Origin of the sequence: Psychrobacter okhotskensis, assembly GCF_013248965.1 — a bacterium.
Classification (GTDB): domain Bacteria; phylum Pseudomonadota; class Gammaproteobacteria; order Pseudomonadales; family Moraxellaceae; genus Psychrobacter; species Psychrobacter okhotskensis.
Map to the genome: position 1 here is coordinate 22668 of NZ_JABRVQ010000012.1, position 21876 is coordinate 44543.

General features: G+C 43.8%; 16 protein-coding genes and 1 pseudogene. 14 read left to right on the forward strand and 3 right to left on the reverse strand.

Features of this window, described 5'->3' with window-relative positions:
- Positions 1-585: 585 nt before the first annotated feature.
- A complete protein-coding gene (gene nirB / locus HQR03_RS07550; protein ID WP_173239746.1) occupies positions 586-3174 on the forward strand; it encodes a nitrite reductase large subunit NirB in 2589 nt (862 codons plus the stop codon).
- Between the two features lie 104 nt (positions 3175-3278).
- A complete protein-coding gene (gene nirD, locus HQR03_RS07555; RefSeq protein WP_025652719.1) occupies positions 3279-3674 on the forward strand; it encodes a nitrite reductase small subunit NirD in 396 nt (131 codons plus the stop codon).
- A gap of 204 nt (positions 3675-3878) precedes the next feature.
- Here the strand turns inward: nirD and HQR03_RS07560 are convergent, their stop codons facing one another.
- Entirely contained in the window at positions 3879-4583 is a 705-nt protein-coding gene (locus HQR03_RS07560) for a hypothetical protein (RefSeq protein WP_173239747.1), read from the reverse strand.
- Positions 4584-4837: 254 nt separating this feature from the next.
- The gene (locus HQR03_RS07565; RefSeq protein WP_173239748.1) at positions 4838-5920 is read right to left on the reverse strand and encodes a hypothetical protein; all 1083 of its coding nucleotides are present in this window, start codon (positions 5918-5920) and stop codon (positions 4838-4840) included.
- 256 nt (positions 5921-6176) lie between these two features.
- Here HQR03_RS07565 and HQR03_RS07570 point away from each other — a divergent pair, with 256 nt between their 5' ends.
- From HQR03_RS07570 to prpF, 10 genes and pseudogenes are all read left to right on the forward strand, one after another.
- Positions 6177-7226 carry a LysR family transcriptional regulator gene (locus HQR03_RS07570; RefSeq protein WP_173239749.1) on the forward strand — a complete coding sequence of 350 codons (1050 nt, stop codon included), beginning with the start codon at positions 6177-6179 and terminating at the stop codon, positions 7224-7226.
- A gap of 326 nt (positions 7227-7552) precedes the next feature.
- Positions 7553-8851: an NRAMP family divalent metal transporter gene (locus HQR03_RS07575; protein WP_217271564.1), complete on the forward strand. Its 1299-nt coding sequence runs from the start codon at positions 7553-7555 to the stop codon at positions 8849-8851.
- A gap of 353 nt (positions 8852-9204) precedes the next feature.
- Positions 9205-10098, forward strand: a complete 894-nt coding sequence (gene prpB / locus HQR03_RS07580; protein WP_173239750.1) for a methylisocitrate lyase — start codon at positions 9205-9207, stop codon at positions 10096-10098.
- A gap of 95 nt (positions 10099-10193) precedes the next feature.
- Entirely contained in the window at positions 10194-10841 is a 648-nt protein-coding gene (locus tag HQR03_RS07585) for a DUF2059 domain-containing protein (RefSeq protein ID WP_173239751.1), read from the forward strand.
- 87 nt (positions 10842-10928) lie between these two features.
- A complete protein-coding gene (gene prpC, locus HQR03_RS07590) occupies positions 10929-12068 on the forward strand; it encodes a bifunctional 2-methylcitrate synthase/citrate synthase (protein WP_173239752.1) in 1140 nt (379 codons plus the stop codon).
- A gap of 223 nt (positions 12069-12291) precedes the next feature.
- Positions 12292-14925: a Fe/S-dependent 2-methylisocitrate dehydratase AcnD gene (gene acnD, locus HQR03_RS07595; RefSeq protein WP_217271568.1), complete on the forward strand. Its 2634-nt coding sequence runs from the start codon at positions 12292-12294 to the stop codon at positions 14923-14925.
- A gap of 255 nt (positions 14926-15180) precedes the next feature.
- Positions 15181-16593 carry an NAD(P)/FAD-dependent oxidoreductase gene (locus tag HQR03_RS07600; protein ID WP_173239754.1) on the forward strand — a complete coding sequence of 471 codons (1413 nt, stop codon included), beginning with the start codon at positions 15181-15183 and terminating at the stop codon, positions 16591-16593.
- Between the two features lie 100 nt (positions 16594-16693).
- Positions 16694-16951: pseudogene (locus HQR03_RS07605) on the forward strand (type II toxin-antitoxin system Phd/YefM family antitoxin); the annotation flags it as partial.
- A gap of 104 nt (positions 16952-17055) precedes the next feature.
- Positions 17056-17316, forward strand: coding sequence for a Txe/YoeB family addiction module toxin (locus tag HQR03_RS07610; protein ID WP_037025847.1), 261 nt, complete (start codon positions 17056-17058; stop codon positions 17314-17316).
- A gap of 80 nt (positions 17317-17396) precedes the next feature.
- A complete protein-coding gene (prpF, locus tag HQR03_RS07615; protein WP_173239755.1) occupies positions 17397-18638 on the forward strand; it encodes a 2-methylaconitate cis-trans isomerase PrpF in 1242 nt (413 codons plus the stop codon).
- Here prpF and HQR03_RS07620 read toward each other — a convergent pair.
- Entirely contained in the window at positions 18635-19099 is a 465-nt protein-coding gene (locus HQR03_RS07620) for a DMT family transporter (RefSeq protein ID WP_101211098.1), read from the reverse strand. The two genes, prpF and HQR03_RS07620, sit on opposite strands and share 4 nt — an antisense overlap.
- 113 nt (positions 19100-19212) lie before the next feature.
- On the opposite strand from HQR03_RS07620, the gene HQR03_RS07625 reads away from it, so the two are divergent.
- Positions 19213-21066, forward strand: a complete 1854-nt coding sequence (locus HQR03_RS07625) for an ABC transporter ATP-binding protein (RefSeq protein WP_101211097.1) — start codon at positions 19213-19215, stop codon at positions 21064-21066.
- An 85-nt stretch (positions 21067-21151) separates the two neighbouring features.
- Positions 21152-21778 (forward strand): GNAT family N-acetyltransferase, encoded by a 627-nt coding sequence (locus HQR03_RS07630; protein ID WP_101211096.1) that lies wholly within the window; start codon positions 21152-21154, stop codon positions 21776-21778.
- Positions 21779-21876 lie beyond the last annotated feature (98 nt).

The window sequence follows — 21876 nt, forward strand, 5'->3', positions numbered from 1 at the left end:
GTTCCTTAAGTGGCTAACTTTACAGTTGTCATAATAAGTAATGGTGAAAAAACTTATCAGTTAGAACACTTGGGGCGGTGCAATGGCTGTGCCAGTAGAAGACTTAGTGGTGATTATCGTTATATATCCTAATTATCAATAAAAGGGTCTACGCCTTGCTATCAAAGACATTCAAGCCTTAATGAAAAGATTAACTATATTTCATTAATAATAAAAACTGTCTTGATTCGGTTATATCAATAAAAAATACTAATAGCGCCATTAATAATCAATATGGTGCATCACGTCATCTATTTTGGTGCATAACTGAACGCTGTTGCCACTTTTTAAAGCGTAGTCGTTTTTAGCCACTCTTTATTATCCCAATCTCTTTTAGGGCTTTTAGCGCTTTGATTACTTATAAACAGACTAGGTGCACTGCACTCATCCTCACATTATTAGCGACTCATAAAGGGAAGAAGCTGCGCGCACCTTTGGTGCTTGGCACAGTTATTGAATCAGTAATGGAGGTAGGCACTAAATATTACTCTTCGTCACAACCGTTAGACCGCAATATTTAGACAACCCTTTATTGAGGATAAATGTATGAGTAACACAGCAATGAATACAACCAGTAAGCCTAAGCTAGTCGTCATCGGTAACGGTATGGTCGGGCACCATTTCGTTGAACGCGCCATAGAACAAGGCCTACATGAGCGTTTTGAGATTCATGTATTCGCTGAAGAGGATCGCCCTGCTTATGACCGCGTTTATCTATCCAGCTATTTTGAGCACAAAGATGCTGGCAAGCTCAATTTAGTTGATCTTAGCGCTTACAAGTCATCAAATATCGAACTGCATCTCAATCAACGCATTGTTAATATTGACTCAAGCGCCCAATCTATTACCACAGAAGATGGTGAGCAGATTGAGTATAGCGAGCTGGTACTGGCCACAGGCTCCTACCCATTTGTGCCGCCTATCGCAGGACGCGATCATCCGCACTGCCACGTTTATCGCACTATTGCGGATTTGGATGAGATATTGGCTATTGCCCAATTGCCCAAAGTCAAAAAAGGTGTGGTGGTGGGCGGTGGTCTACTCGGTTTAGAAGCAGCCAAAGCCTTGGTTACCTTAGGACTAGAGACGTATGTTGTAGAATTTGCGCCGCAGCTGATGGGTGTTCAGCTTGATGCCGCTGGTGGTGATATTTTAAAACGTAAAATCGAAGCGCTCGGTGTCACGGTTTTGACAGGTAAAAACACCAAAGAGATAATAGCCAATCCAAATACTGACGGCGCTGATGCGTGTCATCTGACCATGCAATTTACCGATGATACCTCGCTCGATACCGATATGATTGTCTTTAGCGCAGGTATTCGTCCGCAAGACGATATTATAAAGAGCAACCCTGATTGCGGTATTGAGATGGGCGCACGCGGTGGTATCTTAATTGATGAGCACTGTCGCACCAATGCTGAGCACGTTTATGCCATTGGCGAATGTGCGGTATGGAACAATAAAGTGTTTGGTTTGGTCGCGCCGGGCTACAGTATGGCGAGCATTTGCGCCGCTCAAATCGCAGGTCACAGTGAACAAGTATTTATAGGCGCTGATATGAGCACCAAGCTCAAACTCATGGGCGTCGATGTTGGTAGTATTGGCGATGCGCATGGTATTACAGAGGGCGGATTGAGTTATCTGTATCAAAACCCAGCAGAGGGCATTTACAAAAAGCTGGTCACGACCGCTGATAACAAACGCCTGCTTGGTGCGGTATTGGTTGGTGATACTGAGGATTATAATAATTTATTGCAGCTGTATCTCAATGATATCGACTTGCCCGCTCATCCTGAGAGTTTGATACTGCCTAATGTCGAAAAACCGACGATGGGTATAGAAAACCTGCCTGATACGGCAACGATTTGCTCTTGTTATAACGTCACCAAAGGCGCTATCTGCGCTGCAGTCGACAATGGTGCCTACTCGATTGGCGATGTCAAAGCGGTCACTAATGCTGGCACGGGCTGCGGTGGCTGTGCGCCCATGGTTAAGGACACTTTAGGCTACCAATTAACTACCTTAGGCTTTGAGGTCAATAACGACTTGTGCGAGCATTTTGCCTACTCCCGTCAGGAGTTATATAGCTTAATTCGGGTGCATGGTATTCGAACCTTTGATGCGCTACTCACCGAACATGGCAGTGGTCATGGCTGCGAGATTTGCAAACCAACCGTCGCCTCTATTTTGTCGTCATGCTGGAATGATTACGTACTCAAACCTGAGCTGACCCCGCTACAAGACAGCAATGACTATTATCTGGGTAATATCCAAAAAGACGGCACCTATTCAGTGGTGCCAAGAGTACCGGGCGGCGAGATTACCGCCGATAAGCTTATCATTCTCGGACAAGTCGCCAAAGAGTTTAACTTATATACCAAAATCACCGGCGGTCAACGCGTGGACTTATTTGGCGCGCGTATGGAGCAGTTGCCTGATATCTGGACACAACTGGTAGCCGCTGGCTTTGAGACCGGTCATGCCTATGGTAAGTCGCTACGTACCGTCAAATCTTGTGTCGGTAATGACTGGTGCCGATACGGGGTGGATGACAGTATGGGTCTGGCGATTAGGCTCGAGGATCGCTACAAAGGCGTGCGCTCGCCGCACAAGATAAAAATGGGTGTGTCAGGCTGTATGCGCGAGTGTGCCGAGGCGCAAAGCAAAGACTTTGGCATGATCGCCACCGAAAACGGCTGGAACTTATTCGTCTGCGGTAACGGTGGTATTACCCCGCGCCATGGCGAGCTGTTCGCCACCGACCTCGATACCGAGACGATGGTCAAATATATCGACCGTATTATCATGTTCTATATCAAAACTGCCGATAAGCTGCAGCGCACCTCAAAATGGCGTGAAAGTTTGGAAGGCGGACTTGAGTATCTACAAGCGGTCATTATTGAGGACAGCTTAGGCATAGCGGACGAGCTTGAAGCACAAATGCAGCTGCTAGTCGATAATTATGTCTGCGAATGGCAAGCCACCATTACCGATAGCGAAAAGCTCAAACGCTTCCGTCATTTTGTCAATAGTGAACAAGGAGATGATAACGTGGTCTTTGTCAATGAACGCGCGCAGATTCGCCCCGCAACGGATATTGAAAAAGTCAAAATCCAAGTGACCGAATTGGCTTAAACGCTCTACTGTCTTCTTTAAACACAGCGCTAGCACTTTTTAGAACTGGCTGTGTTTAGAGTCTGATTTCTATTTACTCATAGTCAAACGCTAAGGATAATCCCATGACCCAGCATACCGTTTGTAAACTGCAAGACATCCTCCCTGAGACTGGCGTTTGCGCGCTTATTGACGGCAAGCAAATTGCCATTTTTCGTACCAAAGAAGGCAAGTTATTCGCCATTGATAACTACGACCCTTTTAGTCGAGCAAACGTTCTATCTAGAGGACTGATCGGTGGTACGACGCTGACGAGCGACGACGGTATTAGAGAGTCGATACTTTATGTCGCCTCGCCTATTTATAAGCAGCGCTTTGATCTTGTGACTGGTCAATGCTTGGATGATACAGAGGTAAAGCTTGCGACTTATCAGGTAGAGCGTGATGAAGATGATGTGGTGGTAACTTACCAATTATCAGAAGATTCAAGCCTGACAACCATAGAAATTGATATGGCCTAACGATAGACTTTGCGCCTTTTTAGTTTAGCGTCCATTGATATAAAATAATAACGTCACTAAAGGTCATTAAAACTCACTCTCTGCAAGCCCCTTACACCTAAGAGGTGAAGGGGGTTTTCTTATACTAATTATAGTCAATACTTTATCACTCAAATACCAAACTAAGATAAAAGTGCATCTATACGGTAAGTATGAAAAGTGGATTTACTCTTTACTGTCACGGTATAAGGTATTTTTTGCCTCTTCCCTAAAGTCCTCATAGGTAATCGCTGGCTCAGTGCTGGCAGATTCATTTTTTACTGCTGTATTCGGTTTGATACTTTGTTTGTCTATCTCTTTTTTATTGCCATGCTTATTTTCTTGAGTCTTTACCATTGGCTCAGCCTCAACGACTGGCGCATTGGCGCTCGTCATTGATGTTTGTTTACTGAGTGACGTTACACGATCAAAGGCAGACACTAAGCTGCCATTCATATCAAGCATCACAACGGTAGCAGTAATAATGACCGCGCTGGATACCGCCGTCAGAATGACCAGCTTAACGTTGCTGTGAGACTTGCCTATTGGTTGTTTTGTGGTACTTGATTTTGTAGTGCTTGCTACGGATGATTGAGTTTTATTGAGAATTGGTGGAAAAGTCGTTGTTTGCTCAGACTCGGCCTCTATAGCTGTTATATTGGGATGATAAGTATAAGTATCACAATCTGCTGTTTTTGATGGTGGGTTTTCTGAGCAATACTCTGGTTCATGTACCATGTCTTGCATGGTTTTTTTCAAATATTGTTCGTAAACACTACGCGAGCGTGTATTGATATTGAGCTCACTATCAGGGTGTTCAGGGTGTTCGCTGAGCTCTACACCTTCATTAAAACTGTCATCAAAATCGTGTTTTTTGTCTGTACTTTCCATAGCTCAATACCAAGTCAATCCTTGTCAACAACGGTATATAACCGCATCAATACATTCAATAATACAAATGTATTGATGCTATGCAAGTTGTTTTGGTATGAGCGCTATAACTGACTGACAAACGGTACGAAATATTGAATTTATATAAACGGAAGTTTATTTTTTAATATCTGATAAAATTTTATTTAAGCTAGGGCGTTTTGAACATTCTAAATCTTGGGTAAGTACAGTAACCAACCAATGATTCAAAATTATCAATCATTGGCCTCACGGTATAATGTACGTTGCGACTCTTTCCTAAAGTCCTCATAAGTAATGGCTGGATCGCCACTTGAGCCATCAGCAGATGCGTCTATTGACTGCTCTGTCTCTTCCTCTGTACTGCTATTTTTATTAGCGGCGGCATTTGTTTGCGGTGCGGCGGTTTGATTGCCATTGCGAGCTGTTGATTGCTCAGCATCAACCACTGCGGCCTTGTTTAAGGTAGTTTTAGCCTGAGCTGCTGATTGAGCATTGCTATTAATGTCATTATTTATTTTGTCCTCGACATCGCTCGCCATATTTTTAGAGGCATCAGTAGCAGGCGTTTCTGTCAAGGCAGATAAAATGCCGCTAGCATTCAAAGTGAGCACAATAATTGCGGCCAATAATGTGCCGAGAGCGACACCAATAATGAGCGGCTTTTTATTGCTTGCCAGCTTACCCTGCGGTTTTGTAATCGCTTCAATAACGGGAGCGACTGTATTTTCGATGCCCTTATTTTCAATGCCCTTATCTTCAAGGATTGTGTCATCGCCATGAGCTGGATTAGCACTTGTATCATCAGCAGATGTTAAGTCAATTACCTCATTAGTATGTTCAATATGATTACTGTCTAGTTCGAGGTTTAAGTCTTCATTCAAATCTTCATTCAAATCTTCATTCAAATTATAGCTATGATAGTTATTGAACGAGTCTGTATTTGATGATTGCTGATTATGTTCTAGCGGAGAGTTATTGTTAAAGACATCCTCTTCGTTACTAAAATCAAAACTGATATCTGTAGTTGTGGTATTTGAGGCTGCAACATTTATCTCTTGCTCAGCCTCTGAGCTGGCAAATAACTGTAACTCTTCTGCACTTAAAGGCTCATAGCTAGAGGATTTTTGCGTTTTTTCCCATGCCGTTAATTGGTCGGATTTACCCTCAGTCTGACTACATTCATCTGTACTGCCAACACGATTGATGAAGCGCTCGTACATATTATTGCTGCGTTTGTGCTTACGTGGCTTGGTATTAGCAATTTTAGCCAATTTTTCTTCAAGGTCAGCACTATTGTCATTATTTTTGTCGTTCATAGAATGATACCAAGCCCGTTTATACTACTGATATGGGATAACTGCTAGAATTAAGGGGGTGATACTAATTGCTTGCTAAATTGTAACACTATCGTTAACCACTAATATAGTTAGTCATTTACTTAGCTTCAAACATAATTTGGCTAGGTGAGCGTATTATTGGTACAAAACATAGCCAATAGCGTATTATTTTCTCTTAAGTAGCTGATGAATACAGAAATAAGACAATGAGTAAAAAAGTAATAGGTATAACAACATGGATCTAAAGCAGCTCAACGCCTTTATTGCTATCGCCGATTTGCGCAGTTTTAGCGCCGCTGCCGCCAAGACAGGACTATCGCAACCCAGTCTGAGCCGAGTCATCAAGCAACTTGAGACAGACATGGGCGTGGTATTGGTAGATCGTTATCACAGACCACTACACTTGACCGAAGCCGGTGCGTTTTTTTACGATAAAATCAGTGCCATATTGACAGAGATTGATACCGTTACCAGTATGACCCAGCGCTTATCAGCGCCGAGCGCAGCATTGAATATTGGTTTTGTACCCTCGGTGCTATATGGTCTACTACCCGAAGTAATCGCTGCCCTTAAACAATCCAACCCTGATATCGAGGTTAATCTAAAAGATATCAGCTCGTATCAGCAAATGGATGCGCTAAAGCATGGTGAGATTGATGTGGGGTTTGGTCGTTTTGCGCATCAAGATCCTTGGATTCAACAGATACTCTTGCGTCATGAGCGCTATGTGGTGGCGCTGCCTAAAGCGCATCCGTTAGCGCATGTGCGTGAACAGCGCCTGATAGATTTGGCAAATAATCGCTTGATTCTATATCACCAAACGCATTTGCCCGTCGCCAAAACCCTAGTAACCTCAAACAAAACATCACGCACATCGACGGCAGCGACGTTCACAACTGATGCAAAAAGTAGCGCAGCACACGCTATTCCTAATAGCGAGCATTCACTGATAAATGAGCCAATCACCGAACCTTTGCTGCATTTATTTGCTCAATATGGCATCTCTCCCTTTATGACCACCACCGTGAGTGATTTGCAAGTCGCTCTTGGTTTGGTTGCTGCTGGTGAAGGCATTACTTTAGTGCCGGCTAGCCTACAGACAGTGCGGACGGAACAAATCAGCTATCAGCGGTTGATTCACGAAAATGTCACCTCTCCTATCTATTTACATACGCTAAAAGACTTTGTACATCCTAAAATCCCAGATCTGCTAAGCGCTATCTATCAGGTCTATGAGCAGCGCGGTATCACTTATCGGCAGCAAAAATTTACCTCAATGCCGTAAATGATAAGAATAGCCTGAAATTATCAGATATTAGCCAGTTATTATGGTATAAAGAACCGCAAAAAATAATCAGTCCTGACACTTGATAGTAATCGCTTATTATGCTAACTATCTAGAATGGACATGCAAACAAATAGTAATAATAATTTTAATAACCATTCTCCTGTACGGCATCGTTATGCTAAAGTCGATACAAAATGAATCGTTTTATATTGAGCGTTTTAACATAAGCGCTGTGCAAATGGTATAAAGCGCTTCTCTAATGATCACTGGCAAACTGACACAGGAAAGTGATGATTTGCCGTATTAACCATCTCGAGGTATTCATGTCCACACCACCATTCCATAACCCTAGCACCCCTAATAAAGGCGCTGAAGATACCCTTGCTGCCCAGCAAGAAGGATTTAGCTGGCGCATCTTTGGTCCCGGTATTCTAATGGCGACAGCGGCTATTGGCGGCTCGCATTTGATTTCATCCACCCAAGCAGGTGCCATATATGGCTGGCAGCTGGCCATTATGATTATTTTGGCCAACGTCTTCAAATATCCGTTTTTTCGCTTCGGTACAGATTATGTCTATGATACTGGCGAGAGCTTAATCGCCGGTTATGCTAAGCGCTCAAAAGCCTATCTATGGATTTATTTTGTCTTATCTATCCTATCTGCGGTGATTAGTACCGGTGCTGTGACACTACTTGCGGCGGTAATATTGGGCTTTATGCTGCCAGCTTCTGTGGGGCTGTCCAGTATTAGCTTAGCTATTATCATCGTTGCTGTTTGCTGGTTTTTTCTGATTGCCGGTCACTATAAGCTGCTCGATGGGGTGACTAAATGGATTATGATTGCTCTGGTCTCCGCAACCGTATTAGCGGTCATTATTGCTGCTGGCAAACCGACGGTGATGACGCCTGATTTTATCCCGACGTCTCCTTGGAATTTAGCGACATTAGGATTTATCGTCGCATTGATGGGTTGGATGCCAGCGCCGCTTGAGTTCGCTGCTATCACCTCGATGTGGACATCGGCAAAGAGAAAAGCGGACAACACCACTCATAAACAAGGTTTGCTTGATTTTAATGTGGGCTTTTTGGTTTCTGCTATTTTAGCGTTGTTCTTTTTATCATTGGGTGTTTTCGTTCAGTATGGCTCCGGTCAAGAGATTCAAACCGCTGGCGTCGCTTATATTGATCAGCTGATCAATATGTATACTGCCACTATCGGTGAATGGTCAAGACTGCTAGTCGCCTTCGTCGCCTTTATGTGTATGTTTGGGACTACCATTACCTGTGCGGATGGTTACGGCCGTGCCAATGCTGAGTGCTGGCGTTTGCTAAAAGGTGAACACGAGATTAATAAGAAGCAGATTGCTTTTTGGACGACCTATGCCATTGGCGGTGGCTTAATTATTATCAGCTTCTTCGCCGGACAGTTAGGCGCGATGTTGAAGTTCGCTATGATATCTGCCTTTGTATCTGCGCCTATTTTTGGCTGGTTGAACTACTCTTTAGTAAAAAACCATCAGAAACTATCAGCAGGTATGAATGTGTATTCGATTATAAGCTTACTATTCTTAGGCGGTGTCGCCTTATTATTCTTAGCTAACCTCGCAGGTATGCTTGGTTAACTGGTTTTTAAGATTTAGCGAATGGCTGAAACGCCGCTTTTAGCTAATAGAAAAGCCCTTTTAGCTCAGCTATTAGGGCTTTTTCGTTGTTATAGTAAAACAAAGTTAATTGTAACTAAATGTAAAACACCTCATCTGTCCTAATTCAATTTTTGAGGTTTATGAATAATAGTCTTCCTCAACCGCATAAAAATAGATAATGCTATTCACTTAATGAATAGGTTTGATTTAACTAATTTATATATTTATAAAAATTAAACGATTATCGTAAAACACTGCTTTTTGGGCTTGAATAATTGGGTATAATCAAAGGCAACAACGATAAGATTACCCCTCCACGTAAGGACTACGACATGACTTCATCATCCGCTGGTGCCCGCTTCCGCAGTGCCATGAAACAAAAAAATGATAACAATCAACCGCTACAGATCGTAGGTACAATCAATGCTTATACGGCGATGATGGCGACCCAAGTCGGTCACCAAGCGCTATATCTGTCTGGCGCGGGCGTGGCAAATGCATCATTCGGTCTACCTGACTTAGGTATGACGAGCCTTGATAATGTCCTAGAAGATGCGCGCCGTATTACTGACGCTGTAGAAACACCGCTATTGGTCGATATCGATACCGGATTTGGTGGTGCTTTTAACATCGCACAAACGATTAAAAAGATGGAAAGAGCTGGTGTGGCCGCCGTACATATCGAAGATCAAATCGCCCAAAAGCGTTGTGGTCATCGCCCTAACAAAGAAATCGTCAGTATCTCAGAAATGGTCGATCGCTTGAAGGCGGCGCTTGATGCCAAAACTGATAGCGACTTTGTCATTATGGCACGTACTGATGCACTTTCTGTTGAAGGACTTGATGCCGCTGTCGAACGCGCGGTAGCGTTTCAAGAAGCGGGTGCTGATATGATCTTTGCCGAAGCGCTAACAGATATTGAGATGTATCGTAAATTTACGGACGTGCTAGATATTCCCGTACTGGCGAATATGACTGAGTTTGGTCAGACCGATCTATACACCACTGAGCAATTGCATAACGTTGGTGTTGCAATGACGCTCTACCCGCTGTCTGCTTTTCGCGCGATGAACAAGGCGGCATTGAACGTTTATCAGCATCTATTGGATGATGGTACCCAAGAAAAAGTCGTCGACACCATGCAGACGCGTATGGAGCTTTATGATTTCTTAAATTATCATGAGTTTGAACAAAAGCTCGATAAATTGTTTGCTGATAACAAGTAGCTCACAAACAATCTAAGATAAAATCTATAGTAGTTACTAGGATTTTATTGGCTTTATCTTCATGAAATTTGTCTTCATTTACCTCTAGGTTACTTATGTTATTTTTTAAAAATACTATCGCTAAAACTTCGCTGCTTAGCTGTACCCTCGCCGCTCTACTATTGACGGCGGGCTGTGACAATACGTCAAAAAGCGCTGATGACGCGACTAAGGACACAAGCGACGTTACTGCTACTGACACTAAAGCAACGCCTGCTGCTTCGGCTGCCAGTCAAGACGATTTAGTCATGACAACGATCACGCTAGATACCGTAAATAGTCTATTATTCACGCCTATTATTAGTAGCGGTGCACTCAATACAGAGCAAGTGAGCTGTCTTGAGGCGCGTGACAAGGATTTGGGCAAGGCTGAGATGGATGCTTTTTATAAGAGCCAGTTTACTGCTGCAGAGTTAAATGAGCTAAACGAATTTTATTCTTCAGATGTGGGCAAAAAGCTAATTGCTTTTGGTAATGAGCAATTGCGGGCTATGAACGGCGAAGAAATCGCCACGCCGATGGCTGACCCTACACCAGAAGAGATGACTAAGATTCAGACGTTTATGGAATCGCCGCTCGGTGTCAAGTATATGAAGATCAACAATGCTGAGGGTGAAGGCAGCGCTATGGAGGTATTAAACGTACCCATTAATGCTGAATTTGAGCGTTGTAATGTCGATTTAGATGCCTCAGAGCCTATGTAGCGCTCAGCTATATAGTGAACTATAAATTAACGGTAATAAACACTCCCTTTCCAACCCAAAAAAGCTACCAACAAAAGGAATTTCATCATGGCAGCACAAAACCCATCAACAAAAGTATTGTCAGGCGCAGGTCTACGCGGTCAAGTCGCAGGTAAAACAGCTTTATCAACTGTTGGTAAATCAGGCTCAGGTTTGACCTATCGCGGTTATGATGTGTCAGAACTGGCAGATAAATGCATCTTTGAAGAAGTGGCTTACTTGCTACTTTATGGCAATTTGCCAACCCAGAGCGAGCTAGAGGCTTATCAAGCCAAACTCAAAAAACTGCGTGGTCTGCCGCAAGCCCTAAAAGACGTACTCGAACGCATTCCAGCTGACGCCCATCCAATGGATGTACTGCGTACTGGTTGCTCTATGCTCGGCAACCTAGAGACGGAAACTGATTTCTCGCAAGAGAACGATCAAACCGATCGTATGCTGGCGACATTCCCATCAATCATCAACTACTGGTATCGCTTTACTCATGACAATGTGCGTATCGAAACCGACACCGATGATGAGACGATTGGTGGTCACTTCTTGCATCTGCTCAAAGGTGAAAAGCCAAACGATCTACACGAAAAAGTAATGAACGTCTCACTTATCTTGTATGCAGAGCATGAGTTTAACGCTTCGACCTTTACCGCGCGTGTCTGTGCGTCTACTCTATCTGATATCCATTCTTGCATTACCGGCGCGATTGGCTCACTGCGTGGCCCTCTCCATGGCGGCGCGAACGAAGCAGCGATGGATATGATTGAAGGCTTTAGCTCACCTGATGACGCTGAAGAAGAAATGATGGGTATGCTGGCGCGTAAAGACAAAATCATGGGCTTTGGTCATGCGATCTATAGCGAGTCAGATCCACGTAACGTCGTCATTAAAGGTTGGGCTGAGAAGCTAGCCGCTGACGTTGGTGATGAAGTGCTATACCCAGTATCAGTACGCTGTGAAGAAGTCATGTGGCGTGAAAAGAAACTGTTCTGTAACGCCGATTTCTTCCATGCGTCTGCCTATCACTTTATGGGTATTCCAACCAAGTTATTCACGCCAATCTTTGTGTGTTCGCGTCTAACCGGCTGGGCAGCACACGTGTTTGAGCAACGTGCCAATAACCGTATCATTCGCCCAAGTGCAGAATATACCGGTGAAGAATTGCGTCCAGTACCAGAGATGAGTGCGCGTTAATTTTTCTTGATATAGATGGTTTGCAGGGTGTGTCTTCCTTACGTGTTTTAAAACTATGTATGAATCACACCCTACAAATACTTACCTCTAACGCTTTAAAAGTTTTTTTAGCAAACTCTGCTTTTATCTTGATGATTTTGCTAAAAGAACTATTCTTTTTTAGCCCTCATTCCAACCAGCCAACAGCCAAAGGTGACTTATGGACAACGCCCTCGTACAACCGATGAATGAACCCTTTAAAAAGCCATTACCCGGCACCGACCTGTATTACTTTGACACTCGCGAAGCGATTGAGAGCATTGAAGCTGGCGCTTATGACAAGCTACCGTTCTGCTCAAAGGTATTGTGTGAAAACTTGGTACGCCGTTGCCCACCAGAAGACTTAACCGATGCACTTAAGCAACATATCGAAGGCAAGCAAGACCTAGATTTTCCATGGTACCCTGCTCGCGTCGTTTGTCATGATATCCTAGGTCAGACTGCGTTTGTTGATTTGGCAGGTCTCCGTGACGCCATCGCTGAGCAAGGCGGTGACCCTTCAAAAGTGAACCCAATCGTCCCAACGCAGTTGATTGTTGACCATTCACTAGCCGTTGAGCATGCAGGCTTTGAAGAAAACGCTTTTGAGAAAAACCGTGCTATCGAAGAGCGCCGTAATGATGACCGTTTCCACTTTATCAACTGGTGTCAGTATGCCTTTGATAACGTCAACGTCGTACCACCGGGTAACGGCATCATGCATCAGATTAATTTAGAAAAAATGTCGCCAGTCGTCCAAGTCGTACACAATAAAGCCGGTGAACAAGTAGCCTTTGCCGATACTTTGGTCGGTACCGACAGCCATACGCCAATGGTTGATGCGTTGGGTGTTATCTCAATCGGTGTCGGTGGATTAGAGGCCGAAAGTGTCATGCTAGGCAACCCATCGTATATGCGCTTGCCGGATTACGTTGGTGTTAAATTAACCGGAAAATTGCAAAAAGGTATTACTGGTACCGATTTGGTACTGGCTATGACCGAGTTCTTACGTGATGCAGGCGTGGTCTCTACTTATATTGAATTCTTCGGTGAAGGTGCGCGCGCGCTTACCGTTGGTGATCGCGCCTCTATCTCCAATATGACGCCTGAATATGGCGCGACGGCTGCGATGTTCTATATCGATGAGCAAACCATCGATTATTTACGCCTAACCGGTCGTAGTGAAGATCAAATTAAACTGGTCGAGCAATATGCGAAGCAGACCGGTCTATGGGCAGATGGCATGGAAAATGCCGTTTACGACCGCGTGCTTGAATTTGACTTGTCAGCAGTTGTCCGTAATATGGCAGGCCCTTCACGTCCGCATGCTCGCGTTTCAACCACGGATTTGGTTGCTAAAGGTATTGCTCACAGTGAGGGTGACAAACTCCCTGAACCAGAAGATGGCCTCATGCCAGATGGCGCGGTGATTATCGCAGCGATTACCAGCTGTACCAATACCTCTAACCCTCGCAATATGGTTGCCGCTGGCCTTGTCGCCCGTAATGCTAATGCCAAAGGCCTACTACGCAAGCCTTGGGTAAAATCATCATTAGCGCCTGGCTCAAAAACGGTCAAAATGTACTTAGAAGAAGCTGGACTGATGCCTGATCTACAAAAAATCGGCTTTGATGTGGTTGGTTTTGCCTGTACGACTTGTAATGGTATGAGCGGTGCATTAGACCCTGAGATCGAAAAAGAAATCATCGACCGCGACCTATTCAGCACGGCAGTACTTTCTGGTAACCGTAACTTTGACGGTCGTATCCATCCTTATGCTAAGCAAGCCTTCTTAGCGTCACCACCATTGGTTATCGCTTACGCCATTGCGGGTAATATTCGTTTCGATATCGAAAAAGATTCATTAGGTAAGGATCAAGACGGCAATAACGTTTATCTAAAAGACATCTGGTTTGATGACGAAGAAGTCGATGCCATCGTCGCCAAAGCTGTGAAGCCTGAGCAATTCAACGCTGTGTACATCCCTATGTTTGATGAAGCCAAAAAAGATACAGGCAAGGCACTAAGCCCCTTATACGATTGGCGCGAGATGACCACTTATATTCGCCGTCCGCCCTATTGGGAAGGTAAAATGGCCGCGATGAATAAGCTAAAAGGCATGCGTCCATTGGCTGTATTGGGGGACAATATCACCACCGACCATATGTCACCGTCTAATGCCATTATGGGTGACTCGGCCGCTGGCGAGTACCTCGATACCATGGGCTTACCAAGCGAGGACTATAATTCTTATGCAACGCATCGCGGTGACCATTTGACCGCGCAACGTGCGACCTTTGCCAATCCAAAATTATTGAACGAGATGGTTCGTGATGAAGCAGGCAATGTTATTCAAGGCTCACTGGCCCGTGTGGAACCACAAGGTCAAATTATACGCATGTGGGAAGCGATTGAGACCTATATGAACCGTGAGCAGCCGCTCATCATCATCGCAGGTGATGGCTATGGTCAAGGCTCAAGCCGTGACTGGGCGGCAAAAGGTGTGCGTTTAGCTGGCGTGGAAGCCGTCGTCGCTGAAGACTTTGAACGTATCCATCGTCAAAACTTAGTGGGCATGGGCGCGCTACCGTTACAGTTCGAAAAAGGCACAGATCGCCATACCCTAAACATTGATGGTACGGAAACCTTTGATGTAACGGGTGACGTCTCCGCTGGCGGGCTGATGACCTTAGTCGTTAATCGTGCTGACGGCAGCAAAACTGAAACCCCTATCATCTGCCGTTTAGATACCGCTGATGAAGTCAAAATGTATAACGCCGGCGGTATGCTACAACGCTTTGCCAAAGAGTTTATCGATGGCACGTTAGATATTGCGTAGATGTTTGCCTTTGATTTACATCTTTTAAAATGTTAAGTACAAAAAGAGCTACTTTAAAAGTGGCTCTTTTTTTATTTTCGCTAAATTAATGAACAAAATTCAGCCTTTGTTCTCTTGCTATAGGTTTCAAACCCCGTTGATTTATAATATACTGGTTTGGTTCACAACGTATTGTCCTAATCATTACCTTATTTTATTGACCCCTATCAGCTTCTGTTATTTCACAAATTACTGTAAAGACAAAAAGGAAATATAATGAGCACTCTTATCGTAGACAATGAAATCAAGCTGAATAAAAACAACCAGCCATTGAGCAGTCACCAAGCATCATTATCCTCAAAGCTATCTGCGAAGTTACCTGAAAAATCACCTACCAAATTACCTGCAGAAACAGATAACCGCCGTCATATCGTCTTAATTGGTGCAGGCTTTGCCGGTATTCGTTGTCTTGAGCAATTGGCCAAATATAGCGCTGACCGTATCACCTTAGTTGACCGTAATGACTATCACTTTTTCCCACCGCTGATCTATCAAGTCTCTGCTGGATTTTTAGCGTCATCAGATATCAGTTATCCGCTACGTCGATACATCTCAAATTATGACAATGTCCGCTATCGTCAAGGTACGCTCTTAAGCATCAATCCTAAAGATAAAACCATCACTCTGGACACCGGTGAGATTTCTTACGACCGTTTGATTATTGCAAAGGGTGCAGAGACCAATTATTTTGGCAATCAAGAGTTAGCCATGCATGCGTTGCCAATGAAAACCATAAAAGACGCACTCAGTATCCGCAACCACATGCTGTCACAGTTTAATTATGCGGCTTCATTGCCCGTTGCCGAGCGTGAGCCCTACTTGTCCATCGTCATCGCTGGTGGTGGTCCTAGTGGTGTTGAGCTGGCAGGCGTGATGTCTGAAATTCGTAGATATACCCTTCATAAAGAGTATCCAGAGTTATTAGATAATATCGGCGGTATAACGTTAGTGACGGCCGATCCTGTGTTGCTCGCGCCAATGAGTGAATCATCACAACAGTATACCAAGCTACAAATGGAGAAATTCAGAGTTGATCTGATCTTTAGTGATCCTGTAAAAAGTTACGATGGTCATATGGTTACCCTACAAAGTGGGCAGACTCTGCACACACACAACCTTATCTGGACGGCAGGCGTCACTTGTGATTTTATACAAGGGCTCGATACAGAGGATTATGGTCAAGGTAAGCGCTTACTGGTTGACAGTCATTTGAGTTTAATAAATCATAACGACATATACGCACTTGGCGATATTGCACTGGCCACTCATGATGAAGCGTACCCGAAAGGTCATCCCCAGTTAGGTCAAGTGGCGAGCAGTCAGGGCACCTATCTCGGTAAGTATTTAAGCGGTAAAACTGATAAAGCATTTCATTATAAACATAGCGGTGATATGGCGATGATTGGACGTCTCACTGCGGTTGCTGATATTAACGGATCGCATTTGAAGGGCTTTATTGCGTGGTTTGCTTGGGTTGTCATTCATATCTTGTCGCTTAGCACCGCCAAAAATCGTTTGGCGACGACTTGGAATTGGATGGTTGCTTTTTTTACCGGAAAGCAGTCCTTCCGTATGAGTATTGAGCCACACGAAGATTCGTTTAAACTTAAGAAAGAGTCCAAACTTTAAAATTCGTGATCACAATAGCTTCACCCAATCAGGATGGGTTGAGTTCTACTGATCAATAGCGTAACATGTACAATGTATTGTACATGTATAGGAGTCTCTCATGAGAGTAATCAGTTTTTCAGAAGCCCGAAAGCATTTGAAGTCTGTTTTAGATACGGTAAATGACGATGCCAATGCCACTATCGTGACTCGCCGTGATGCGGATGATGCGGTAGTGATGTCTCTCGATTATTATAATAGCCTAATGGAAACGGTTTATTTATTAAAATCACCTGCCAATGCGGCGCACTTAGCGGACTCTATTGCCCAATATAAAGCTGGCAAGACTGTTACGCGTGAACTAATTGATACAGCAGAAGGCAGTGGTAAAAGTGACGGTAGTAGCGATGACAATGAGCATACAGATAGTGATATTGAGAATGCTTGATCTCAAAGGCTTTCATAAACGTAAAAGATCTGATCATGAGTGAACAATTAGCATGGACAGATGCTGCGTGGAAGGACTATCTATACTGGCAAACACAAGATAAAAAAACACTCAAGCGCATCAACAAGCTCATTACCGAATGTAAGCGTAATCCGTTTGAAGGCATTGGCAAACCTGAACCTTTAAAAGAAAACTTATCCGGATTTTGGTCAAGACGCATCGATGATGCCAATCGGTTGGTGTACGCCGTTGATGATAACTATTTGACGATTATTTCGTGTCGCTATCATTATTAACGAGCATGTCCATTCGTTCGTGTTTACTTGATGACGCCGCCATACCCAATCTTATAACAATACAAAAAGGACTTCTAGCAATGACCCAACCAACTTCATTTTTCGCCCCGCAAATCTCCGTCCCAGCCACCTACATGCGCGGTGGCACGTCAAAAGGCACTTTCTTTAAACTATCCGACCTACCAGAGCGTTGCCAAGTCGCTGGCAAGTCGCGTGATAACTTTTTATTGCGTGTCATCGGCAGTCCTGACCCTTATGGTAAGCAAATCGACGGTCTAGGTAATGGCAGCTCTAGTACGTCAAAGACAGTAATTTTGTCTAAAGCTAAGCAAGCAGACCACGATGTCAATTATCTGTTTGGGCAAGTGAATATCGCCAAGCCAATGATTGATTGGGCGGGAAACTGTGGTAATTTAACCGCTGCGGTTGGTGCCTGTGCCATTAATATGGGGCTGGTTGACGCTGATAAAATTGCTAATAGTATTGATGACGGTAGTGAGAGTGGTATTTGCGAAGTACGCATTTGGCAAGAGAATATCGGTAAAACCATCATCGCCCATGTGCCTGTTTACATGGACGAACAAGGCAAGGTACAAGTCCAAGAAACCGGCGACTTTGAATTAGATGGTGTGACCTTCCCAGCCGCTGAGGTCAAAATTGAATTTATTGATCCTGTTGACTCATCAAGCGATATGTTCCCCACTGGCAACCTAGTTGACGATTTTGATGTCTCTAGCTGTGGTTTAAATACTGATAGCGTCAAGGCAACTTTTATCAGTGCCGGTATTCCAACTATTTTTATGAAAGCAGAAGATTTTGGGTTTACGGGTACCGAACTGCAAGGTGATATCAACAGTAATAGCGAAACCTTGGCGAAGCTTGAGAAAATCCGTGCCAAAGGCGGCGTGGCGATGGGCATATTCAAAGACGTCAGTGAAGCACAAAGCAGTCAGCATATTCCAAAGATTGCTTGGGTTGCCCCTGCACAAAGCTATAGCGCCTCAAGTGGCAAAGCCGTTGAGGCGTCAGATATTGATTTAGTGGTACGCGCCATGAGTATGGGTCAATTGCATCATGCGATGATGGGCACAGCAGCGGTGGCGATTGCCGCAGCAGCGACCACACAAGGTACATTGGTCAATGAAGCAGCTGGTGGTAGCGAATTAGGTGAAGTGCGCTTTGGGCATCCATCAGGTACGCTACTCGTCGGCGGAAAAACAGAACAAGTCGATGGTCGCTGGCAAGCCAAAAAAGTATCGATGAGCCGCTCAGCGCGCCGTATCATGGTCGGTGAAGTGTTTGTACCAGCGGATTGTTTTTAACCGTTAACTCTCGTCTCACCATATATCATTAACATCCCGCCTATAGTGACTAAGGCTAAGCCAGCGATTTTATAGATATCTATCGCTTTAACCGCTAAGCCAAACAAGCCCGTTTGGCTTAGAATAAGGGCAAAATACATTTGTCCAAGAAACACCCAAAGCAGTGTATTACCTGCGCCTATCTTTGGCGCAGCGATAAACATGAATAAGATATAAAAGCTGCCCAAAAATCCTGGCAACCACATCCACCACGTCGCGTTTTCAATCATTGGCGGCTTGATACCGCCACTCATCACATACGACAGCACTAAAGAAGCTAATGCACCTCCTAAGTATAAATAAAAGGTAGATTGTATTTGAGAGGCTTGTGTACTTTCTCGAAAAGCATTGACGATGGCCAGTTGCAGCGGAACAATAGCACCACCTAAAAGGCTGATTAAGACGTAAGGAAGTATTTTCAAATGACTGCCCCAAAATGAAATAAAAAATGTCTCTATACAATACTAAACTTTATTTCAATTATTTAATATAAATAAGATTTAGTGAAATATTAATACCCATGAGTTAAGCGTTTATGCCAACACCTCCGCAATCACGCCATTTGCAATTAGATAAAAAACCGCCACTTAAAAAAACGGAGCGGCGGGCATTATTGTGGGATATTCTCAAAAAGCTTGCTGTCTTTGCCGCGCCTTATAAAATCTTAATCATTGCAACACTGATATTAACGGTACTTGGTTCCTTTACCGCACAGGTCAATGCTTTTGTGCTGCGTTATGCCGTAGATACTTTGACCGAGATTGCAACCCTTGCCGAGCCTTGGGAAGCAGGTCTGCGTATGCTCGTCATCATCAGTGCGGTGCTCTTGACCAAAGAGATATTATCAATATTTATCTCTTTTGGTCAGCGCTTTTATGGTGAAAAGATTCGTATCAATCTGTCGCGTGATTTATCACAAAAAATCATTGAGCGTATCTTGACCTATCGCATGGCGTTTTATACCAGTAGCGAAAATGACAGTGGTAAATTACAAACCCGTATTGATTATGGCGTTAGTAGCCTGACCAGCCTAGTGCAGAATTTCTTTATTGACATGTTGCCGCTGTTTGCCAGTGCCATCGTCTCACTCATTATCATGTTTTCGACCAATTTTTGGATAGGCTTGGTTGGTCTTATTATCATCCCAATTTACTTCTTTATCAGTCAAAAACAAGCACGGCGTCTGCAAGGATTTCGTCGGCAGATGCGTGGTTATAGAGAAGCCAAAAGCGGTTTGGTTATCTCGCTGATTAACTCTATCAGCGTGGTAAAGTCCTTTGTCCGTGAATCTATTGAAGCGGAGAAGCACTTAACCATTCAAAAAGACATGACTGATAATCAGCTGCGTATTCGTAGTATTGGTTTTATTTATGATGCAATAAAAACCTTTATCGAGCAGATTGGCGTGGTAGTTATCATTTTGCTGACTTCCTACTTTGTGCTAAAGGGCCAGATGACCATCGGTATGATTTTATTTCATGTCATGCTATTTCAAAATGTCGCTGCCCCTATTCGTCAATTGCACCGTATCTATGATCAAATCAATAATGCACTGACTTATGCTGAAGGCTTTTTTGATATATTGGAAGATGACGAACAAGTTGAAAATATCGATGGTAGAAGCAGTAAAAATCTGAAAGGTCACATTGAGCTAAAAAACGTTGATTTTACTTATCCTAACGGCACGCAAGCGCTAAAAGATGTTAGCTTTACGATTAAACCCAATCGCATTACTGCACTGGTGGGCTTAAGTGGTGCTGGCAAGAGCACCATTATCAATTTATTGGTGAAGTTTTACGCGCCAGATGCTGGCACAATATGTCTAGATGGGCATGATTTAGCCGACTGCGATACCCATGAATTGCGTCAAAATATCGGTCTGGTACTACAAAGCAACCATATCTTTTCAGGTACGATTAGCGAAAATATTCGCTATGGCGATATGAATGCTACTGATGAAGATATTATCGTCGCCGCAAAGAAAGCCTCGATTCATGAGCAAATCATATCGTTATCAGAGGGCTATGAAAGTACGGCTAAATCATTATCAGGTGGCCAACAGCAGCGTATCGCGCTGGCACGGATGTTCTTAAAAGATCCCCCCATTGTATTTTTGGATGAGCCAACCGCCAGCCTTGATGCGATTGCCAGTCAACAAGTGAAGAAAAGCCTAGATCTCATCAAAAAAGACCGTACAGTGATTATGGTGTCACACAATATCGCCCAAATTATCGATGCGGATGATTTAGTCGTGATAGAAGATGGCCGCGTGGTCGAGACAGGTACGCACGAAGCGCTGTATGAGAAACACGGCAAGTACTTCGAGATATTTAGCGCCATGTCTGATAGCTTAAATTTGGACAAGATCAGTCAAACCTTGAACGGCTAATGCAGGATAAGATTAAAGCGGTATAATACGCGACACTTTTTATCTTCTACTTACTAACCAACAATTTGCCAAAAGCCAGTAAACTATGACTTGTGAATTCTCTATAAAAACCTTTGATGAACTGACCTCAGTTGATCTTTATCATATTTTAAAAGCACGCGCGCAGGTGTTCGTCGTCGAGCAAAACTGTGCCTATCAAGACATGGACGAAGTGGATTTTGATTGTTTGCATTTAGTCGCCCATCAAAATGAGGCGCTGATTGGCTATTGCAGAATTATCCCGCCTGAGTTTAATACCTTGCAAGCCAATCTTTCTGTCGCCCATCCGGCGGGCAAAACCGCCAGCTCTATGCCCGCTATCGGTAGAGTGCTGGTACTGGCGGAACATCGTGACAATGGCGTCGCGCGTCAAATCATGACGCAAGCGATTAAATATTGTCATAAAAAATACGCAAAGAAGACCATCGTCATCTCCGCACAGGCGTATTTGCTCAGCTTCTACGAGTCGTTAGGCTTCATTCCTGAAGGCGAGCATTATCTTGAAGATGGCATTGAACATATCAAAATGACCTTGCCTCTGCTTAAAAAAGGCAAAGTAAAAAGACAGCACACTGAAGGATCAGGCTCAGGAATTGTCACTAAGTTTTTGAGTTTATTGCTATTGATATTAGGTCTAATGTTTATCGCCGGCTTAATTTATCTAATGACATAGCACAACTTATCGTCAACCTTTGCTAAATTCTTAACATAATTCAATCTGGCAGTTCCATATTGACTGTGCTACTTTTGAGTCATGACCATGGCCGTGGT

Excerpts from the sequence above, each read along its gene's own strand:
- nirD (WP_025652719.1), top strand. The coding sequence starts at position 3,279 with ATGACCCAGCATACCGTTTGTAAACTGCAAGACATCCTCCCTGAGACT.
- prpF (WP_173239755.1), top strand. The coding sequence starts at position 17,397 with ATGACCCAACCAACTTCATTTTTCGCCCCGCAAATCTCCGTCCCAGCC.
- nirB (WP_173239746.1), top strand. The coding sequence starts at position 586 with ATGAGTAACACAGCAATGAATACAACCAGTAAGCCTAAGCTAGTCGTC.
- prpC (WP_173239752.1), top strand. The coding sequence starts at position 10,929 with ATGGCAGCACAAAACCCATCAACAAAAGTATTGTCAGGCGCAGGTCTA.
- HQR03_RS07565 (WP_173239748.1), bottom strand. The coding sequence starts at position 5,920 with ATGAACGACAAAAATAATGACAATAGTGCTGACCTTGAAGAAAAATTG.
- HQR03_RS07600 (WP_173239754.1), top strand. The coding sequence starts at position 15,181 with ATGAGCACTCTTATCGTAGACAATGAAATCAAGCTGAATAAAAACAAC.
- HQR03_RS07560 (WP_173239747.1), bottom strand. The coding sequence starts at position 4,583 with ATGGAAAGTACAGACAAAAAACACGATTTTGATGACAGTTTTAATGAA.
- acnD (WP_217271568.1), top strand. The coding sequence starts at position 12,292 with ATGAATGAACCCTTTAAAAAGCCATTACCCGGCACCGACCTGTATTAC.
- HQR03_RS07610 (WP_037025847.1), top strand. The coding sequence starts at position 17,056 with ATGAGTGAACAATTAGCATGGACAGATGCTGCGTGGAAGGACTATCTA.
- HQR03_RS07585 (WP_173239751.1), top strand. The coding sequence starts at position 10,194 with ATGTTATTTTTTAAAAATACTATCGCTAAAACTTCGCTGCTTAGCTGT.
- HQR03_RS07630 (WP_101211096.1), top strand. The coding sequence starts at position 21,152 with ATGACTTGTGAATTCTCTATAAAAACCTTTGATGAACTGACCTCAGTT.
- HQR03_RS07570 (WP_173239749.1), top strand. The coding sequence starts at position 6,177 with ATGGATCTAAAGCAGCTCAACGCCTTTATTGCTATCGCCGATTTGCGC.
- HQR03_RS07575 (WP_217271564.1), top strand. The coding sequence starts at position 7,553 with ATGTCCACACCACCATTCCATAACCCTAGCACCCCTAATAAAGGCGCT.
- HQR03_RS07625 (WP_101211097.1), top strand. The coding sequence starts at position 19,213 with ATGCCAACACCTCCGCAATCACGCCATTTGCAATTAGATAAAAAACCG.
- prpB (WP_173239750.1), top strand. The coding sequence starts at position 9,205 with ATGACTTCATCATCCGCTGGTGCCCGCTTCCGCAGTGCCATGAAACAA.